Source organism: Maricaulis sp. W15, from assembly GCF_001924955.1.
In the GTDB taxonomy this organism is placed as follows: Bacteria; Pseudomonadota; Alphaproteobacteria; order Caulobacterales; family Maricaulaceae; genus Maricaulis; species Maricaulis maris.
On record NZ_LQXG01000016.1, the window covers coordinates 100,164 to 119,760 of the forward strand.

20 protein-coding genes are annotated in these 19,597 nt (G+C 62.2%); 3 read left to right on the forward strand and 17 right to left on the reverse strand.

All coding sequences use genetic code 11. The features are described from left to right. Positions 1-6: 6 nt before the first annotated feature. From AWH62_RS08455 to AWH62_RS08505, 11 genes are all read right to left on the reverse strand, one after another. Positions 7-477, reverse strand: coding sequence for a hypothetical protein (locus tag AWH62_RS08455; protein ID WP_147422672.1), 471 nt, complete (start codon positions 475-477; stop codon positions 7-9). 141 nt (positions 478-618) lie between these two features. Further along, on the reverse strand, positions 619-2,178 hold the full coding sequence (gene odhB, locus AWH62_RS08460) for a 2-oxoglutarate dehydrogenase complex dihydrolipoyllysine-residue succinyltransferase (RefSeq protein WP_075190042.1): 1,560 nt from the start codon (positions 2,176-2,178) through the stop codon (positions 619-621). Between the two features lie 35 nt (positions 2,179-2,213). After that, positions 2,214-5,198, reverse strand: a complete 2,985-nt coding sequence (locus AWH62_RS08465; protein ID WP_075190043.1) for a 2-oxoglutarate dehydrogenase E1 component — start codon at positions 5,196-5,198, stop codon at positions 2,214-2,216. Between the two features lie 188 nt (positions 5,199-5,386). Further along, on the reverse strand, positions 5,387-6,295 hold the full coding sequence (gene sucD, locus AWH62_RS08470) for a succinate--CoA ligase subunit alpha (protein ID WP_075190044.1): 909 nt from the start codon (positions 6,293-6,295) through the stop codon (positions 5,387-5,389). Beyond that, positions 6,295-7,494 (reverse strand): ADP-forming succinate--CoA ligase subunit beta, encoded by a 1,200-nt coding sequence (gene sucC, locus AWH62_RS08475; protein ID WP_075190045.1) that lies wholly within the window; start codon positions 7,492-7,494, stop codon positions 6,295-6,297. The genes sucD and sucC overlap by 1 nt, the downstream gene beginning before the upstream one ends. A 101-nt stretch (positions 7,495-7,595) precedes the next feature. Next, positions 7,596-8,969 (reverse strand): hypothetical protein, encoded by a 1,374-nt coding sequence (locus tag AWH62_RS08480; RefSeq protein WP_075190046.1) that lies wholly within the window; start codon positions 8,967-8,969, stop codon positions 7,596-7,598. A gap of 80 nt (positions 8,970-9,049) precedes the next feature. Beyond that, a complete protein-coding gene (locus AWH62_RS08485) occupies positions 9,050-9,478 on the reverse strand; it encodes a TQO small subunit DoxD (protein WP_075190047.1) in 429 nt (142 codons plus the stop codon). A gap of 280 nt (positions 9,479-9,758) precedes the next feature. Then, a complete protein-coding gene (locus tag AWH62_RS08490) occupies positions 9,759-10,613 on the reverse strand; it encodes a DUF1036 domain-containing protein (RefSeq protein ID WP_075190048.1) in 855 nt (284 codons plus the stop codon). An 83-nt stretch (positions 10,614-10,696) separates the two neighbouring features. Next, positions 10,697-11,425 carry a DUF3108 domain-containing protein gene (locus AWH62_RS08495; protein WP_075190049.1) on the reverse strand — a complete coding sequence of 243 codons (729 nt, stop codon included), beginning with the start codon at positions 11,423-11,425 and terminating at the stop codon, positions 10,697-10,699. 110 nt (positions 11,426-11,535) lie between these two features. Then, positions 11,536-13,056, reverse strand: a complete 1,521-nt coding sequence (locus AWH62_RS08500; RefSeq protein WP_158025590.1) for a carotenoid oxygenase family protein — start codon at positions 13,054-13,056, stop codon at positions 11,536-11,538. A gap of 10 nt (positions 13,057-13,066) precedes the next feature. Further along, entirely contained in the window at positions 13,067-13,480 is a 414-nt protein-coding gene (locus tag AWH62_RS08505) for a DUF2141 domain-containing protein (protein ID WP_075190051.1), read from the reverse strand. A gap of 170 nt (positions 13,481-13,650) precedes the next feature. Here AWH62_RS08505 and AWH62_RS08510 point away from each other — a divergent pair, with 170 nt between their 5' ends. After that, positions 13,651-14,376, forward strand: a complete 726-nt coding sequence (locus AWH62_RS08510; protein WP_158025591.1) for a LytTR family DNA-binding domain-containing protein — start codon at positions 13,651-13,653, stop codon at positions 14,374-14,376. On the opposite strand, the gene AWH62_RS08515 is transcribed toward AWH62_RS08510, so the two are convergent. Then, positions 14,373-14,915 (reverse strand): GNAT family N-acetyltransferase, encoded by a 543-nt coding sequence (locus AWH62_RS08515; protein ID WP_075190052.1) that lies wholly within the window; start codon positions 14,913-14,915, stop codon positions 14,373-14,375. The genes AWH62_RS08510 and AWH62_RS08515 overlap by 4 nt on opposite strands. A 198-nt stretch (positions 14,916-15,113) precedes the next feature. On the opposite strand from AWH62_RS08515, the gene AWH62_RS08520 reads away from it, so the two are divergent. After that, entirely contained in the window at positions 15,114-15,629 is a 516-nt protein-coding gene (locus AWH62_RS08520) for a TspO/MBR family protein (protein ID WP_075190053.1), read from the forward strand. Between the two features lie 57 nt (positions 15,630-15,686). On the opposite strand, the gene mdh is transcribed toward AWH62_RS08520, so the two are convergent. From mdh to AWH62_RS08540, 4 genes are all read right to left on the reverse strand, one after another. Then, on the reverse strand, positions 15,687-16,649 hold the full coding sequence (gene mdh, locus AWH62_RS08525) for a malate dehydrogenase (RefSeq protein ID WP_075190054.1): 963 nt from the start codon (positions 16,647-16,649) through the stop codon (positions 15,687-15,689). A 118-nt stretch (positions 16,650-16,767) separates the two neighbouring features. Continuing rightward, a complete protein-coding gene (locus AWH62_RS08530) occupies positions 16,768-16,974 on the reverse strand; it encodes a helix-turn-helix transcriptional regulator (protein ID WP_075190055.1) in 207 nt (68 codons plus the stop codon). After that, positions 16,971-17,432, reverse strand: coding sequence for a hypothetical protein (locus AWH62_RS08535; protein WP_075190056.1), 462 nt, complete (start codon positions 17,430-17,432; stop codon positions 16,971-16,973). The genes AWH62_RS08530 and AWH62_RS08535 overlap by 4 nt, the downstream gene beginning before the upstream one ends. Before the next feature lie 65 nt (positions 17,433-17,497). After that, positions 17,498-18,325: an AraC family transcriptional regulator gene (locus tag AWH62_RS08540; RefSeq protein ID WP_075190057.1), complete on the reverse strand. Its 828-nt coding sequence runs from the start codon at positions 18,323-18,325 to the stop codon at positions 17,498-17,500. Positions 18,326-18,406: 81 nt separating this feature from the next. On the opposite strand from AWH62_RS08540, the gene AWH62_RS08545 reads away from it, so the two are divergent. After that, positions 18,407-18,892: a DUF6265 family protein gene (locus tag AWH62_RS08545; RefSeq protein WP_143742988.1), complete on the forward strand. Its 486-nt coding sequence runs from the start codon at positions 18,407-18,409 to the stop codon at positions 18,890-18,892. Positions 18,893-18,911: 19 nt separating this feature from the next. Here AWH62_RS08545 and AWH62_RS08550 read toward each other — a convergent pair whose 3' ends face one another. Further along, entirely contained in the window at positions 18,912-19,589 is a 678-nt protein-coding gene (locus AWH62_RS08550; protein ID WP_075190059.1) for an O-methyltransferase, read from the reverse strand. Positions 19,590-19,597 lie beyond the last annotated feature (8 nt).

Genomic DNA, 19,597 nt, shown 5'->3' on the forward strand with positions numbered 1-19,597 from the left:
AGCGGATCAGCGTGAAATGACGAGCCGTTTGGGAAGCGCTCCCGCCTGCCGCAGGATGATCAAGCCAATGAGTCCGACCAGCAGCAGCCCATTGGCCACCCAGTCTTCGATCTGGTTCGAGGAGTCGCTCCAGAAATCATAGAGCGAGTGAGTCGAGTAGATGACCCAGCCGGTCAGGTCGAAGACCAACGCCGCAGCGTAGACCGGCAACGCCGCCGACATCCGCATTACGAGCAGCGCAACAGCCCCGGAATAGGCGACGGCATTGGCAACCGTCAGGGCGGCACCAAACATGCCCATATTGTCCACAATGATGACCAAGGTCGGATCGATCCCGGCCGACACCGCATCACCAAACTTGATAATCAGGACCCGCGTGGCGGAACCAAGCTGGGTAAGCGCCCAATAACTGATACCCACAATGAGGCCCCAGCGCAGCGCGACAATCTCCCAACGCCCGGTTTCCGGTCTTGGCACTCGCCCCTCCAGCGCGCCGCGGCGGCGGAAGAAACCCACCGGCAGCAGCCAGTATCTTGCGGCGTCAAGGTCGTGCGGTCAAACGAAACCGCCCGGTCGAACGGATCAACCGGGCGGGTAATTAATAATATATTTCAAACACTAGAGATCAAACAGCATGCGCTGGGGGTCTTCCAGATTCTCCTTGACCCGGACGAGGAAAGTAACGGCCTCCTTGCCGTCGACGATCCGGTGGTCGTAGGACAGCGCCAGATACATCATCGGCCGGATCACCACCTGACCGTTCTCGGCCATCGGCCGCTCCTGGATCTTGTGCATGCCCAGAATGCCCGATTGCGGCGCATTGAGGATCGGCATCGACATCAGCGAGCCATACACGCCACCATTCGAGATCGTGAAGGTTGCGCCCTGCATCTCCTCGATCGTCAACTTTCCGTCCCGCGCCCGCTTGCCAAGACGAATGATTTCTTTCTCGATTTCGGCAAGGGACATCTGGTCAGCATCTCGGACGACCGGCACCACAAGACCACGATCGGTGCCAACGGCGACACCCATGTCATAATAATTCTTGTAGATCAGGTCCGTGCCGTCGATCTCGGCATTGACGGCCGGGACCTCCTTGAGCGCATGGCAGCAGGCCTTCACGAAAAAGCTCATGAAGCCGAGCTTGACGCCATGCTTGGCGACAAAGGCGTCCTGATGAGCCTTACGCGCCGACATGATCGCCGACATGTCGGCCTCATTGTATGTGGTGAGGATGGCTGCGGAATTTTGCGCGTCCTTGAGACGCTTGGCGATCGTCTGGCGCAAGCGCGTCATACGGACACGCTCTTCGCGCGGGCCGGTTTCGCGCGGCGCCGACGGCGCCTTGACCGGTGCAGCAGCTGGTTTGGACGCGGACGGTGCCGGCGCCGACTTCGGAGCGTCAGCGGCTTTCAGGGCATCACCCTTGGTGATCCGGCCGTCCTTGCCAGTCCCTTCGATCGCGTTGGCATCGAGCTTGTTCTCTTCGATCACGCGCTGGGCGGACGGCATCACTGTCTTGCTGCTTTTATCGCCGGATGCCTCTTCTGCCTTGGCAGCCGGTGCCGATGCCCCTTCGCTGATCCGTGCCACCGCGTCTCCCGGAGCAACCGTGTCGCCCTCTGCGACCAGGAGATCGGACACGACACCAGCGACCGGCGACGGCACCTCAACGGCGACCTTGTCAGTTTCGATCTCGACCAAGGCCTGGTCGATCTCGACCGTGTCGCCGGCCTTCACCAGCCATGACCCGATCGTCCCTTCCGTTACGCTTTCGCCCATTTGCGGAACAGTCGCGTCGACGGTTTTGCCGGATGATTCGGATGACGCCTTGTCCTGGGTCGCCGGCTCGTCGCTGGCTGCCGCGTCCGACTGGGAAGACGGTTTTGCGTCTTCGGCCGGCCCTTCGGATGCGGCCGACTGATCCGCGCCGTCAGCCTCGCCGTCGGCTTCCAGAACCGCCAGCTTGGCGCCAATCTCGACATTGTCGCCTTCGCTCGCGAAGATCTCGCCCATGACCCCGTCGGCATCGGCGCGGACTTCGACCGCGACCTTGTCGGTTTCCAGCTCGACCAGGACATCGTCCCGGGAAACGGCATCGCCGGACTTGACCATCCAGCTGCCGACGGTGGCTTCGGTGACGCTCTCGCCGAGCTGCGGCACGGTGATATCGGTCATGTCTCTCGTCTTTCCTTCAAAGAAGTTGGCCGGCCCTAGGAGAGGGCTTCATCGACCAGGGCGTCTTGTTGCTGTTTGTGCTTGGAGGCGATGCCGGTTGCCGTCGATGCGGTCGGCGAGCGGCCGACATAGCGCGGACGGCTGGCCTGACCTTCGATCTTGCCGAGCACGTATTCGATATTGGGTTCGACGAAGGTCCAATAACCCATATTCCGCGGCTCTTCCTGGCACCAGACGATCTCGGCATTCGGGAAACGCGCGAGCTCGGCAATCAGTGCCTTGTAAGGGAAGGGATAAAGTTGCTCGACCCGCATCAGATAGACATCATCCGCGCCGCGGCTCTCACGCTCCTCGAGCAAGTCGTAATAGACCTTGCCGGTACACAGCACGACACGGCGGATGTCGGCATCGGACTTGAGTTCAAGCGTGGTCTGACGGCTTTCGCCTTCCGGACGCGAGGCGCCATCGGCGTCGTCCCAAAGCACGCGGTGGAAGGACGACCCCGGCCCCATCGCCGCCAACTGCGACACGCAACGCTTGTGACGCAGCAGGCTTTTCGGCGTCATGATCACCAGCGGCGTGCGGAAGTTGCGGTGAATCTGGCGCCGTAGAATGTGGAAGTAGTTCGCCGGTGTCGAACAGTTGGCAACCTGCATATTGTCTTCCGCACACATTTGCAGGAAGCGCTCCGGACGCGCTGATGAGTGCTCCGGACCCTGACCTTCATAACCGTGCGGCAGGAGCATGGTCAGGCCCGACATGCGCAGCCATTTGCGCTCACCGGAGGAGATGAACTGGTCGATGATGACCTGGGCGCCATTGGTGAAGTCGCCAAACTGGGCTTCCCACATCACCAGCGTGTTCGGTGCGGACAGCGAATACCCGTATTCGAAGCCCAGAACCGCCTCTTCCGACAGCATGGAGTCTATGACTTCATATTTTTTCTGGTCGTAGGACAGGTTGTTGAGCGGCGTGTACTTCTCCGCGGTTTCCTGGTCGATGATATGCGAATGGCGCTGCGAGAACGTGCCGCGACCACAATCCTGCCCAGACAGGCGAACCGGGAAGCCCTCGGTCAACAAAGTACCGAAGGCCAAGTGTTCGGCGGTCGCCCAGTCAATGCCGGCGCCACTTTCGATCGCGGCGCGGCGCGCCCCCAGCACACGCTGCAAAGTGCGGTGAATATTGATGGTTTCCGGCACTTCGGTCATGGCGAGGCCGACCGATTTGAGGCTTTCCATGGTTGCCGATGTTTCGCCACGGCGATCATCGCCTTCCGGCAGACCGAGGCCCGACCAACGACCGTCGAGCCAATCGGCCTTTTTGGGCTCAAAGCTCTTGCCCGCGTTGAACTCGGTTTCCAGGAATGTGTCGAACTCGTTCTCAATCGCCTCAGCGTCCGCCGCACTGAGTACGCCTTCGGCCAGGAGACGGTCCTGGTACTTCTTCTTGACCGGCGGCATGTCCTTGATGATGCGGTACATGATCGGTTGGGTGAAGGTCGGGTCATCGCCCTCGTTGTGGCCGTAGCGGCGATAGCAGATCATGTCGATGACCACGTCCTTGCCGAACAGCTGACGGTATTCAGTCGCAATACGGGTGGCGTGAACAACCGCTTCCGGGTCATCGCCATTGACGTGGAAGATCGGCGCCTGGACCATCAGCGCCACGTCCGAACAATAGGGGCTTGAGCGGCTGTCCTTGGGGTCGGTCGTAAAGCCGATCTGATTGTTGACGATGAAATGGATCGCGCCGCCGGTGCGGTGCCCGCGAAGCCCGGACAGGCCCAGACATTCGGTCACGATGCCCTGGCCGGCAAAAGCGGCATCACCGTGCAAAAGCAGCGGTAGCACGCTTGAACGCGGCGTACCCGCTTTCTTGCGGCAGTTTTCCTCTTGTTTGGCGCGCGCTTTACCCAGGACGACCGGGTCGACGGCCTCAAGGTGAGACGGGTTGGCCGTCAGCGACAGGTGGACCTTGTTGCCATCGAACTCACGGTCAGACGACGCACCGAGATGGTATTTCACATCACCGGAACCGAACTCGTCCTCGCCTTGCGTATTGCCGCCTTGGAATTCGTGGAAAATCTGGTGGTAGGGTTTGCCCATTACAGATGCGAGCACATTGAGGCGGCCGCGGTGCGGCATGCCGAGAATGATGTCCTCGACACCCATCGAACCACCGCGCTTGATGATCTGTTCCAGCGCCGGGACCATGCTCTCGCCACCATCGACGCCGAAACGTTTGGTGCCCGGATAGCGCTTATGCAGGAATTGTTCGAAGCGCTCGGTCTCAATCAGCTTGGACAGGATGGCGATCTTGCCTTCCTTGGTGAAGGAAATGTCCTTGTCCGGCCCTTCAAAGCGCTCCTGCAACCAGGCTTTCTCTTCCGGGTTGGAAATATGCATGAATTCGACACCGACCGGACCGCAATAGGTCCGCTTCAGGATATCGAGCATGACGCGCGGCGTGGCCGTCTCCAGACCAAGATAGCCGTCAATGAAGACATCCTCGTCCAGTGCTGCACCGGAAAAGCCATAGGTCGCAGGATCGAGTTCAGCCTGGTAGCCAAAATCGGTCAAACCCAGCGGGTCAAGATCGGCGGCCAGGTGACCGCGCATGCGATAGGCGCGGATCATCATGATCGCGCGGATCGACGCTTGGGTCGCCTTGCGGACATCGTCCGCACTGGCACCCGGCTGCGTTGCCGCAACATGACCGGCGACCTTGTCGACCATGGCTGCCTCATCCGGGCCAATATCACCCAAGGCCGATACCATTTCGCCATTGACCTTGCGCGGCCAGTCGGCGCGTTTCCAGGCCGGGCCACGAGCCGCGTGCGAACTTTCCGACGGCGCATCGCCCATCGCGTCGAAAAAGGCCTTCCAACTCGGCGGAACCGAGTTCGGGTCTGCGGCATAGGCAGCAGCCATCTGCTCGAGATAGACCGCATTGGCGCCCTGGAGGAAGGAGGTATCCAGGAAGTTCTGGTTTTCTTGGGAACGGCTTTGGTCAGACATATTGAGGGGAGGCCTGAGTCAGGAGTGTGTCTGGATGGGGTTAAACCGAGTGGGTTAATCAACCCTCTATGCCTAATCCGCGTGTCACGAAAGGGATTCGCGCCGGTCTGCTGCCAAGATGGTGACAAAACAAAACCGCGCCCCGGAGGCCCGGAACGCGGTTTGTTGTTTCGGCGATAGCGCCGACCCTAGCCCTTGAGAAGCTCGGCCAGCGTCGTACCCAGGCGCGCCGGGCTCGGCGAAACCTTGATCCCGGCCGCTTCCATGGCCGCGATCTTGTCTTCCGCTCCGCCCTTGCCGCCGGAGACGATGGCGCCGGCATGGCCCATCGTGCGACCCGGAGGCGCCGTGCGACCAGCGATGAAGCCGACAGTCGGCTTCTTGCGGCCCTTCTTGGCTTCATCGGCCAGGAATTGCGCCGCATCTTCTTCGGCCGAGCCACCGATTTCGCCGATCATGATGATTGATTGGGTCTCGTCGTCGGCAAGGAATTTCTCGAGCACGTCGATGAATTCGGTCCCCTTGACAGGGTCACCGCCAATGCCGACCGCCGTGGTCTGGCCGAGGCCGACCTGGGAGGTCTGGAAAACGGCTTCATAGGTCAGCGTACCCGAGCGCGAGACCACGCCGACCGAGCCCTTCTTGAAGATCGAGCCCGGCATGATGCCGATCTTGCACTCTTCCGGAGTCAGGATGCCGGGGCAGTTCGGACCCAGCAGCATGGAGTTCGACTTGTCGAGGCGGTCCTTGACCTTGACCATGTCCATCACCGGGATGCCTTCGGTGATACACACGATGAAGGGGATCTCGGCATCAATCGCCTCGATGATCGCCGCACCGGCACCGGCCGGCGGGACATAGATCACGGAGGCGTCGGCGCCGGTGGCTTCCTTGGCTTCACCGACGGAGGCGAAGATCGGCAGAGAGGCTGCGCCGTCCATGCCGGCCGACCAGGTCTCGCCACCCTTTTTCGGGTGCACGCCGGCGACCATCTGGGTGCCGTAATATTCCAGCGCCTGCTCGGTGTGGAAGGTACCGGTTTTACCGGTCAGGCCCTGGACGATGACCTTGGTGTTCTTATCGACGATGATCGACATCAGTTGGCCTCCTTCACGGCGGCGACAATTTTCTGGGCAGCGTCGTCGAGATCATCGGCGGCGATCACGTTGAGACCGCTTTCATTGATGATCTGCTTGCCCTTGGCGACATTGGTGCCTTCCAGGCGAACAACGAGCGGCACTTGCAGGCCGACATCCTTGACCGCGGTGACCACGCCCTCGGCGATCACGTCGCAACGCATGATGCCACCGAAAATGTTGACGAGGATACCTTTGACGTTCGGGTCGGCCGTGATGATCTTGAAGGCGGCCGTGACTTTCTCGGTCGTGGCACCGCCACCGACATCGAGGAAGTTGGCCGGCTCGGCACCATAGAGCTTGATGATGTCCATCGTCGCCATGGCGAGACCGGCACCATTGACCATGCAGCCGATATCCCCATCAAGGGCGACATAGGCGAGGTCATATTTGGAGGCCTCGATTTCCTTCTCGTCTTCCTCGGTCGTATCACGCAGCTCCATGATGTCCGGGTGACGGAAAAGCGCATTGCCGTCGAAGGAGACCTTGGCGTCCAGCACACGGACATGGCCATTGTCCATGACGATGAGCGGATTGATCTCCAGCATCGCCATGTCCTTCTCACAGAAGGCTGTGTAGAGGATCTTGGCGAGCCCCATCATGTCGTCGCGCGCCTGGCCTTCCAGCTTCAGCGCGTCGCAGACCGCAGCCGCCGAAGCGTCGGTAACGCCGGTGGCCGGATCGATGTTGATCGTCTGAATCTTCTCGGGCGTTTCGTGGGCGACGTCCTCGATATCCATCCCGCCTTCGGTCGAGACGACAAAGGCGACCTGGCCGGTTTCACGGTTGACCAGCAACGAGCAGTACAGCTCGGTGGCGATGTCGGCACCGTCCTCGATATAGAGGCGATTGACCTGTTTGCCTTCAGGGCCGGTCTGGTGCGTAACCAGCGTATTGCCGAGCATGTCCTTGGCGTTGGCAATCACGTCTTCCTTGGAAAAGGCGAGACGGACGCCGCCCTTGGCGTCGGGACCCAGTTCCTTGAATTTGCCCTTGCCGCGTCCACCAGCGTGGATTTGCGACTTCACCACCCAGAGCGGTCCGGGCAGCTTGTCGGCCGCGGCAGCAGCCTCATCGGCAGAGAAAATGGCGACACCTTCAGCGACCGGTGCGCCAAAGGATTTCAGGACGGCTTTCGCCTGATGTTCGTGGATATTCATGTAGGGGCCTCGCGGGAGGATAAAAGCGACAAAACGGCCAGAATGGACTCGCCTTATAGCACTGGGCTGCTGCGGTGCAACGCACTCGCAGCGTCTATTTGTCAGTCAATCTCGAATGTCTCGTCGCGACCACCCGTGCTGTCGGGCGGCGCCAGGATGGCCGACAATGACAAGCGGCGCGGCGGGCCGGGCATTTCGGCCGCGGCTGCAATCCCCGGACCCGAGAAATAGCGAACGCCGGCTGACATTGCGGCCTCAAGAAGGGCCGTGTTTTCGATCTCCAGGAGTGAAGTCTCGGCGCTCATTTGCTGGACCGTCGAAACCCAGGTGACACAGGCCATCAAGTCCTTGTCGCCAGCGCCGGCATCGTTGAGCCGCGGCGGCGTGTCCGCACTGAAAATCCCGATGCCGCAGCTCTCGAACCGGTCCAGCCCGGCCAGGCCGAAGCGATGATGGACCAGCACATAGGCCCCGAAATGCTTCATCGACCGGCAAACTTCCTGCAGCTGCGCCATCGGCGCGCCGTCGGGCACACCATCGATACGCAGCAGGAAGAAACGACGGGCCGGCTCGGGGATCGGCTGAAGAATTTTGAAATACTCCATGCGACGCGACACTGACGACAGGCTGTCATAGTGGACCGGGACAATGATCATGCTGCCATGTCCCGCCGCTCGAGCCTTTTGAAACCCGCGCTGGGCCGCGAGCGCGACGACGCGATCAAGCCGCCGGTGCTGGTCGCGATCCGCCGCGCCCGACAGGGTCTCGCGGCCATAGTACGCGAACCCGTCGACGATTTTCCTCGCTACACAGATATGGTGGCTGATATAGGATTTCCGGCTGTCCCAAACCGGCTTGAAGACAATATCGTCCCAGCTCGGCGGCACATCGCCCGCTGCCGTCGCCTGGCCCGGAACCAATGAGGGGCGGTCGCGCCGTTCGGGCTTGGGCGCTTCAACCCATCGCGTCTTGCCATCATCATCTCGTTCCGGCGGCGATGATGATGCCCAAGGCGTCGCGAGGTCCGCCGGTAAACCCGCCCCTGCATCCGGCGATATCGCGGACTGGCCCGCATGGTCATGTGGCTGGGAACGCGCAACAATCTCCAGCAATTCACTCGTCGGCACGTCACGGGCATCCGCCTCTGTCCGGACATCTTCGAGACCGGCCTCGCCCAGGAAGAATGTGTTGAGTTCGCCCGAGATCGCATCAACCATGTCTTGCGCCGCCTCAACGTCACTGGCGCGAAAAATGATGAGGAAACCGCCCTGCACACGAATCATCACGTCGTCCGGGCCAAGGCGCCGCTCGATGAATTGCGTCGACGTCTCGTAAACTTTCTCACGCAAACGCGGCCAGTCCTCGCCGGTCCGTGCCCGAACACGCTCTAAGTTGAGGAACTGAAATTGACCCATATCGACGGACTCACGTCCGACGAGCGCCGTTTTCAGCTTCTGCCGCAGTTCTGGTGACATGGTGGACGATCCGGTCCGGCCAATTCCGACTCATCCAGCCTGCCCCACACTTCTTGAGATTGTGTAAGTCTGACCCGTATTTAGCGCAGTGTCGCCACGATCGCCCCGTCTATTGAGACGGCACCACCACCTCGCGCGAAGAGATAAAAGCCTGACGCCGCAAAAACCACCACAGAGGTCCACGCCTCGGGCATGATCCAGAATGCGTAGATCGCACAAGCGGCCAACAGGACCAGTCCGACGAGGCGGGTCAGAAAGCCGACGAGCAGGAGAAAGGCGATCAGCTGCGCGCCCCAAACGGCGATCTGGGCTGTCTGCACCGCAGAAATCAGCGGAATGTTCCACACCGAAGCCGCCGCAATCGTATCCGGCATGACGCCTGGCCAGACATCCGCATTGGCACGCCCCCAGCTCCAAAGGCCCGGAATCAAGCTCGCCCGGACGACACCACCGACGATCCAGTCAGGCAAAAAGCGTTCGGCCCGGGCCGACGGCTCGCTCGTGTCCATGATCACCCCCCGGTGCGACTTCCCCGGCGCAGCGGGGTGCACGCGGACCATGCAACAGCGCCGCAGGCGGCGCAACGCAACGCGCCTAACGCGCGAAAATTTTATCGGCGACAAGTGCCACGAACCAGCGCAGCCGCTCCCGAGCGCGTGGCCGAGGCATCGGTCAGCGGGTTCGGGCATGTGAATGCGTCATGGGTTGCGAGAGCGCGCAACTAACGACAGGCCCGCATTGCGTCAGCCATCCATCAGCGGCGGGCAAACCAGCGGGTCTGTGACCTACCTATTGAAGGTAGGCTGTGAAACGGGACACGTTGGCGCGGAAGGAATGGGCCTCTGCATTCACGCTTTGATCGCCGCCGCATTCGCCATTACCGCGCACCAAGGGCCCCTCGACCATGTCCGGCACACAAAACAACGCCGCACCGTCTTCATTGCGCCGGCCAAGCGCCCCGACCATGACGAGATTGCCGGGCGGAAAGCCCCGATAGAGATCGACGCAGTCACCACCGGCAATGATCTGGCGGGCAGCAACATCATATCGCCCATCAGGCCTCGCCACGAGCACGACAGTATCGGCCGGGCGTGCGCCGGTGTGACAAACTTCCAACGTACGTACGATCTGCGCCAGGCCGCGCTCATCCCGGGGCGCACCGACACACATGTCTGCGTCCGCGCCGGACAGCGCTTCACATCGCACCCTGTAGTCAACCTGCCCCACACCCCGGTAACGGCTCGACGAGATCGGCAAGCGGACGAAGTTGCGCGGCTCGCGCTCATTGCGGCAGGGCTCGGTAGTCGCCAGGGCAAACGTCGAGTTGGCGGGTGTGCAATAGACCGCGTCACCGACACGTGCCGGCCAGCGCCATTCGCCGGACATCACGTGCAGATCGAGCATATCTCCCACCACATTATTGACCGCGCCCTCAAGACAGCTGCCCGGCTCGACCAAGAACCAGCTCCGCAAGGTGCGGTCCTCGGTGGGACTGGTCCGATAGGCCGCCGCAACAGCGACGCTGAAACCGGCGTCATTGCAGACATTCAGCAGCACATCACGCTGGGCGGCGGCGTGACCGGGCAGGATAAAGGCGCCGAGAGCGGCAAGCAGGGCGGCGAACGCGGTGCGGACTGGGATCATGACTCAACTCCGAGCTGGACGCCAAAGAGGTCGCAAACTCGGCGCGCCGGGTCAATTGTCCCGATTGCGTGATACCGTGTCGGCTATTCGGCGGCCGCTGGCGCGACGAATTGCATCGGCTGTCCACCGACATCAATCCGGACGATGTCGCCGCTTTGCCGGTCAATGAAAATGTCGTTGGCAGGCGTGCCGCCGCGCTGCTCCAGACGCAAGGTCGCAAAACTGCCGGCAGGGGTCTCAATGGTGACCTCCTCAACCGCGCTCAACGTCACCGCGGCGACCGCATTGCCCATCTCGGCGTACCAATTGAAGGCGATGCTGTCGCCGACCTCGAGCGGCAGGGCTGAGGCGACCAAGAAAATGCTGGCCCGAAGGATCGTGCCGCTCTCAAGCTCGCTTGCGAGGGGTTGAGATGCGTCGGGTTGTCCTGGACGGACAGCCTGCATCCGTCCGCGAGCGATCCCCGGCTCGAAATCGATATCAAAGACATAATAATTGCCGCCTTGATGGAAACGGATATCGGAGGAGACCGGTGCCAGGTCCGCCAAGCGGATCCGCGTCTCCAACGTCTCGTAGATCTCATGCGAGGCCCACATTGTCCGATCATAAATGGCGATTTCATCACCGTCGGTCTGCCAGCCATATCGCATGAAGCCGTCAGCCTCGCCTTCATACTGAAGCTCAAGATATATCTCGCCGCCAGCGAGAGCGTCCGGGTCCAGCTGGTCGCGCCAATCGGTCAATGATTGAGCATGGGCGGGCGTTGCCAAAAGCGCCGCCGCGCCAAACGCCGCAAGGCAATAATTCTGCATGTCAGTCTCCCAACGCCCGAGCCGGGAAGCCAAGGCTCACACGGCCGGAATGTCGGCAAGCTTGCCGACAGATTAACTCCCGGCCGGGGAGACAAACATCCTTGCGCGGATCAAGCCGCCTGCCAGCAACCGTGAAAGCCCAACGGGCAGGCATAGGGCAAACGCCAGCTGGCGACCGGCCCGTCTTCAAGGCGACGCGCCTCGAAGATATGCAGTTCGCTGGCGCGCGCCTGCTTGTTCAACGCTGTGTGGACGAGCCAGCCATCGCCCTCTTCCGCAGCGCGGTCGCGTGGGATGAAGAGCGGTTCTTCAACGACCACATCTGTGCCGAAATCAAAGCGTCGTGTCGCGCCGGACAAGAGATTCCGTTCAACCAGTTGACTGGCCCCGCGGACCTGACCGTCCGACCAGCCGACATGCCAGGTAAAGCGCCGCGCCAAGCCGGTGTAGCGCGGATCAACCTGCGGGAACTCGGCGCCGCCATCGTTGAACGCCGCGCGTTCAAAGCGACCGCCAGGATACAGGGTGATCATGTGCATCCGGCTTCCGCCTTCACTTTCCGGACTGGGCCTGCCCAGCATCACGTCCCGGGCGCCAATCGTTGCCATGCGGGCGTCGTCGGACAGGGCAGCATCGACATGGATCGTCCCGTCGGCGTCTTCCCAGGCACCACCGACATGGAAAAGAAAGCCCGGCGGCAACTCCCAGACGCGGCGCTGTAACCAGTCCGACTTGTCAATGGCAATGACTTGCATGGCGCGGCTGTCATCCCAGCGGAAACTGTCGAGATAAGGCAGCTGCGGCCCTGCCCAGCGCAGATTGCCGACCAGAAAGACAAGCGAGCGGTCGGTAACCGCGAAATCATGGATCATGCCGCCCGGTATATCGCCGACGAGTTCAGCCCGACGCAGGGAACCGTCGCGGCCCAATTGCCAGATCACGAGCGCTTCCTGCGCCGGCGCCTGGCCGAAATTCCACACGGTGCCGTCGGGATCGACCTTGGGATGGGCCGAGAAGGGCAGCCCCTCCAGACCGTCGCCCCAATTTCGGGGCCCTTGGCTCGCCAGGGTTTGCGCATCGAGTTGCCAGGCCGAGCCGCCCTCCCAGAGCGCCATCAGCTGGCCGTCGAGCACCATCACCGACGTGTTGGCCGCATTCATGTCATCCGGGCCACGCATGCCGCGGGTATTGGGCGGCTGTGAGCCGAAGGTCGGCATCAAAAAGCGCCCCGCCGCTTCCTCGTCCCGCCATTTGGGGGTCTCGACGAAACGCGCCCTGTGGGTGACCGGCTCGCCCGGCGCCAAGTGCCAAGCGTGCACCATGCCGTCACCGTCAAACCAGTGACGGTAGCGCCACTCATCACGGCTGAAGCGCGCCGGCCCGTTGCGGTAAAGCGTCCCGGCCAAGCCGTCAGGCAGCCGCCCATGCAGACGTTGCGGCACGCCATCCAGACCAGTAGCCGGCGCATCGGTAAAGCCCAATGTCCACGGATCGTGCCGACTGGCCGCTTCGAACGCCTGGTAGACAGGATCAGCGCCCTCGCTCGCAAAAGCGAGTCCCGGCAGGCTGGCGGCCCCGCCAGCGGCGGCGAGCAGGGCGAGCATGTCGCGACGATTGGGGTGAGTCTGCATCATCACCTCCCTAGCGCAGGTCCAGCGAATGCGTGTTCTCGCCGGGCACCAGCTGGAAGACGGCGTCTTGCCAGCTGGCCGGCCCGAAATTGCCGCGGGCATTGTTGGAAAAAGCAAAGGGCTCGCTCGGGATGCCCATCAGATTGACATTGAGTTCTCCGTCACCATCGACGTCATGGAACATTCGAATGGCGTAGTCGCCGGCTGGCAATGACGAGAAAGAGACCGTCACGGTGTCGCCACTCACCTCAACGCGGCTGCCGGCAACCGGGTCGCCGCCATTCCAACTTTCCGCCGAGGCAAAGACCGCCATCATCACCGCGCCGCGAGCTTCCGAAAACCCGTCAACATGGACTGTGAGGTTGGCCTCATCTTGGGCGGCGGATCCGAGGCAAGCGGCCAGGATCATTGCGGTCATCATCATCGAGTTATCTCCCGTGCTGTCCGGTCCCATGACCGGGTGTCGGGACAGGCATGGCGCCACCCTGCACCGCGGGGAAACCGAGATTGCGTCAACGGGCTGCCGCGCTGCGCGAATTGCGCTAGGTGTTCATTCACGCTTCGTGAATGACCGGGCCAACGATGATCGAAAGAGTGAAATCCTGGGGTCCCAACGTCGCCATCGTCCTCGCGGCGGGGACGTTTCTCGCCATCCTTGCCCCCTATGAAACGGCCAGTCTCGGCCTGCCATGGATCTGGCTTTACTGGACGGGTTTGATGGCGCTGGGCTGGACTTGCGGCCATGGCTGCAACTGGCTGTTTGACCGCTATGCACCGGACTGGCCCAAATTGGCGACGGGTCTCGCGACGACACTGCTGGTGTCGATACCCGTGACTGCGGCCGTGGCACTTCTGCAGCTGGTCCTGAGCGGACGCTACCCGCTTTATGTCCTTCCGATGATCTACTTTCTCGTCTGGGTGATCTCGGCAGCTGTCACGACAGTCTCAATTCTGATTGAACAAAATCGCGCGCGCGGCACATCCAACCCGGATGCCACGCGGCCATCGGTTGCACTGACTGACAAGCTTCCGCCGCGGCTTCGCCGCGCCGATATCCTGGCTCTGGAGGCTGAGGATCACTATTTGCGCGTCCATACCGACCTCGGCGACTGCCTGATCCTGATGCGATTGAGTGATGCGGTCGCGGCTGTCGCGCCCCTCGACGGTGCCCGCACGCACCGGTCCTGGTGGGTCGCCCGCAAAGCGGTCGAACGCATATCCCGCAGCGATGGTCGCGCCACCCTGTCACTGACGACAGGTGCCGAAGCACCGGTCAGCCGGACCTATGCGCCAAAATTACGCGACGCCGGCTGGTATTAGCGCAAGGATTTGCGGCGGGTCCGCCATTCGCTGGAACTCTGACCCCAGACATCGACGATCATGTTGAACCCGGCGACCTCGGCGTCATGGCCCAGGTCCCGCGAGCCGATCTTGGCGGCCACGGCTTGGCTCGCCCTATTGTCGGCATCGATGAGATGGATGACATCCGGCCATCCCAGCTCATCGATCGCGTAGTCCATGCATGCCCCCGCCGCTTCCGTGGCGAACCCCCGCCCCCAACTGGCCCGGTTCAGCGACCAACCGATCTCCGGCTGTGGCCAGCCGTGCGGATACCACGGGCCGACCCGGCCCAACCATTGACCGCTGCCCTTCTCGATCACCGAGAAAAACCCGTATCCGCGCAACGCCCAATGGCCGACAATGCCACACAAGCCGCGCCAGACATGGGCCGGCTCCTGCGTTCCGCCGATGAATCGGGTGGTTTCCGCGTCGCCCATGAGATCGCAGAGCGGTTCGAAGTCGGAAAGATCGGGTTGGCGCAAAATGAGACGATCAGTCTCGAGCTGGATCTGGGTCATTGCGCCACTCGATGAGTTCACGCCGGGGCGGTCAAGTTAAAACCGAGCGACAGTATTCACGCATTGATTATGAGCGTCTGCAGTTATGCGGCTCGCCACTATATCGATAGGCTCGCGGTCCGCCCGAAAACCAGGTCGACGGGCGCGTGGTTTGAAACTTGCACCGGACAGGGCAAGTCAGAGTGAGTTGAAACATCCATGGCCGACAAGCGGCACGGTCCCGGCGTCATTACCCTGCTGGTCTACATGATCGGTGCGGCCTCCCTGGCTGGCGGGCTGTCAGGATGGCTGCACGCGACCGGTGCCGTCGACTGGGTCAATGCGTTGGACGCGCCCAACTGGGCACCGAGCTTCGCTGTCATGAATTTGATCGGCCTGCTTATCCCCGTATGCACGGTCATTGCGCTCTGGATCGTCCAGCGCAGCGGCAAAAACGGGATGCGTTTGCTTGGCAGCTTGTTGATCGTCCTGTTGCTGACCGGGATGTCGGCGCAAGTCTGTATCTTCTTCGGCCTGCGCGACCCTGCCCTGGGCTTCCTGGCCGCCATGGCCATGTGGATCTACGGCCTGTTCGCAACCGGTCTCGTCGGGCGAGCCTCACCTGCGGCGGGAGTCCTCCTCTGGGTCCCGTTCGCCTGGTTGACCACGCTCTTGGTGCTCGGATTCGAGCTGATGCGACTGAACACGGCGGGTACTTTCGCCGGCGGGCTGTAGACACAAAAAAGCCGCCGACCCGTCAGGCCGGCGGCTTTCTCAAGTCTTCCGCCTCACCTAGGCCAGCGACGGCTCCAGCCCTTTACAAGCGGCCACGAGCCCCTTCACGGACTCAACCGAGCTGTCGAACATCGCCTGTTCGTCAGCATTGAGTTCGATCTCGACCACTTTCTCGACACCGCCGGCGCCGATCACGACCGGCACACCCACATAGAGGTCGTCCTGGCCAAACTGACCGGACAAATAGGCGGCACACGGCAGGATGCGCTTCTTGTCACGCAGGTAGGAAACGGCCATGTCGATGGCGCTCTCGGCGGGGGCATAGAAGGCCGAACCGGTACCGAGCAGGGCCACGATCTCGCCGCCGCCTTTGCGGGTGCGGTCGATGATGGCGTCCATTTTCTCATCGGTGGACCAGCCCATCTTGACCATGTCCGGAACCGGGATGCCGGCGATGGTGGAATAGCGCAGCAGCGGCACCATCGTATCACCATGTCCGCCCATCACGAAGGCCGTGACGTCTTCGACTGAAACCTCGAACTCGTCGGCCAGGAAGTGACGGAAGCGGGCACTGTCGAGCACGCCGGCCATGCCGACGACCTTGTTGTGCGGCAGGCCGGAGAATTCACGCAGCGCCCAGACCATCGCGTCGAGCGGGTTGGTGATGCAGATCACGAACGCGTCCGGAGCGTGCTTGGCAATGCCTTCGCCCACAGCCTTCATGACCTTCAGATTGATGCCCAGCAGGTCATCGCGGCTCATGCCCGGCTTGCGCGGCACACCGGCGGTGACGATGCAGACATCGGCGCCGGCGATCGCGGCATAGTCGTCCGAGCCGGCGAGCTTGGAGTCCTTGCCGAAAACCGGGCTGGCTTCAGCGATATCCAGCGCCTTGCCCTTGGCCACGCCTTCGGCAATGTCGAACAAGACGACATCGCCCAGTTCTTCACGCGCTGCGATGTGGGCCAGGGTGCCACCGATCATGCCGGATCCGATGAGCGCAATCTTGTTACGGGCCATGGAGGAGCTCCTCTTGTGGGGGTGTTCAAGCATTTGGCCAGCGGTCTAGCGCTGCGCGGCGGGTTCGGCAAGGCGGTGATATCGCCGCAGCGGATCGCAGGACGCCGCCCGACCGGATTCAGCCGTCCAGCTGGAAGACATCCTCGACCGCAACCCCCAGCGCCGCGGCAAGCTTGAGCGCAAGAATGGTCGAGGGCACGAAGACCCGGTTTTCGACCGTATTGATGGTCTTCCTGGTGACGCCGACCCGCTCGGCCAGCTCGGCCTGAGTGAGGCCCTCACGGGCCCTCAGCTCCTTCAGCCTGTTGGCCAACTCGCTGCTCACGCATCATCCTCCAGATTGTCCCGACCCAAAATCAGGAAAGTCACCAACGGCGCAGTTATGCCAGTGATCAGCAATGCGCGGAGTGCAATCGTGGCCGAAAACCCGATGAAGAGGTCGGCGGCGAGCAATACCGACGTCGCGCCGATGAGCGCGACAAAGCCACAGCGTATTGCGATGCGCTGGTTGTGACAGAACAACTCATCCTGAATGACCGATTGCGTCTCGGATCGCCGAACCCTGTTCGCGTAGAGCAAAAACAGGAAGGACGCGCCCGCCCATCCAAGCGCGCCGGCCACGAGCACAAGCTGGACCACCAGCTCATAGGGCCCGAGGTCCCAACCGCCCTCTTCAACAATGTTCTCAGCCAATTGCGCGCCCTGCCAGAACAGGAAACTCACAGCGGCGAGGGCGAGGACCCTGTCGCGCTGGCGGATAAGTTTGGAGACTTGGTCTTCCATGACGGCACTTCCTTGTAACCTTTACGTTACAAGTTACCTATAGGTGACATCGAGTGTCGTCAAGGTTACATTTTACTGTGCGTCTCCGCATCCTTCAGCTCGCCTGGATAGAAAACATCGAAGGGCGCCGGATTGCGGGCCGGCACTGGCGTAATGCCGGCGAAACGGCGAAACTCGCGGGTCATATGAGCCTGATCGGCATAGCCCGCATCGGCGGCGACCTCGGTCAGCGGCAATCCGGCCTTGATCGCATCGCGGGCCCGGTGAAAACGAAAAATCCGGATCATGTCTCCCGCCGTCAGACCACAAGCCCGCTCGAACCGACGCCCGACCGTCCGTTCGCTGGTTCCGGCCATCGCCGCAAGGCCAGCCAAACCCGTCACTTCACCACCTTGCAGCGCCTCAACAAGCCGACGCACGCAAGTCTGGACCAGCGGCGGCTGCAGAACGCAGTCGAGCTCATTCCCGGCAAGATCAAGAAATCCGGCGGGCGACGAGGCGGTACGAGCGAATTCAAGAAGGTGCCGGCTTGGCTCTACACCAAGTATCTCCGCAAGTGGCACCGCCCGGTTTCGCCAAGCCGACGGACGCGCCCCCAGCGCGCCGACGGCCCACGGGTGCAATCGTATTCCCACGACATCCATCGGCCCGCTCTGGCGCAGGACCAACACCCGGTTCAAGGGTCCGTAGAGAAATGCCTCCGGCTGACGGGTCCAGCCGTCGCCGCCCCGTTCGAGCGGCGGTTCTGATCGGTGCAGGATGATCTCGCATGCCCCGTCCGGGGCGATCATCCGGGGCGTGTCATCGCCGTCACGGGAGAGATGCCAGACACCATCAATGCGGTCAGCCAAGCCCTCGCCGGCGGGCCGGAACTCATACATCGCCTCGCTCATCGCGCCTCCTTGTCCGGATCATTCAAGACGGCGGCCGATTGCGCTGTCAATAATGACGATACCCCATCGGAGACCACCACAATGACCACCCGAAAACCCGCACGATCGCACGTCAACGACCACCTCGCTCTTGCCGCGTTGGTGATCGCTGCCTGCGCCCCGGCTCCGAGCGCACTTGGCCAGGACGACACGCTCGACTGGATGGCCGGCCACTGGCGCAGCACGGGCGGCGACCCGGTGATTGAGGAAGTCTGGACCGACAGCGCAGGCGGCCTGCTGCTGGGGGTCAACCGGACCCGGGTTGAAGGCAGTGCCGTGGGCTTCGAGTTCCTGCGCATCGAGCTGGCCGGCGAAACCGGTCGGTACTGCGCCCAACCCGGCGGACGCCCGGCGAGTTGCTTCGAACTGGTCGAGCGCGGCGCCAGTTCGGTCCGGTTCGAGAACCCCGATCACGACTTTCCCAACGTCATTGCCTACAGCCGAGACGGCGATGTCATGACGGCCGTTATCTCGGACATGTCAGGGGAGCAGGCCATGAGTTTTGCCTGGACGTTGGTGACAGGCTGAAGGGCATGGGCGCAAGAGCTTAACGCTTGAGCGCCATCAATATTCCGTCGCCCAAGCCGGTGAAGGCGATATCCACGCGCGCGTCGGCGCGCAAAGTCTCCGCGAGCGCCGCGAGGGCTGCTGTATCGGCGTCCTCCCGGACCCGGTCCGGGTCGGCGACACTGCCGCCCCACAGCACATTGTCGAACAGGATCAGCCCGCCACGCCGAACCAGGCTGAGCGCCGCCTCGTAGTAGGCATCGTAGCCGGTCTTGTCCGCGTCGATGAAAATCATGTCGACGGCACCGCCCCGCGCATCGACCAAGCCGGCCAGCGTCTCTCGCGCATCGCCGATGCGCAGCTCGATCTGGTCGGTCACACCGGCTTCGTCCCAATAGGACCGGGCCTTCCCGGTATAATCCTCAGAAATGTCGCAACCGATCAGGCGAGCCGTCTCACCATACATGTCGCGCATGGCCAGGATCGTCGCCAGGGCCGAATAGCCGGTAAAGACACCAACCTCGACCGCGATCCGGGCCGAGACCAGACGGGCACACATTTGCAGGAAGGCGCCCTGCTCCGGCGAGATCTGCATGCGCGAGACATCACCCATGGCATCGGTTTCCGTGCGACACCGCGCGAGGGCCGGATGTTCCGCGCGATTGGCGCGGCGAACGTATTCGACGATTTCCGGCGACAAGCCGATAGAGCGTGACATTGGCATTC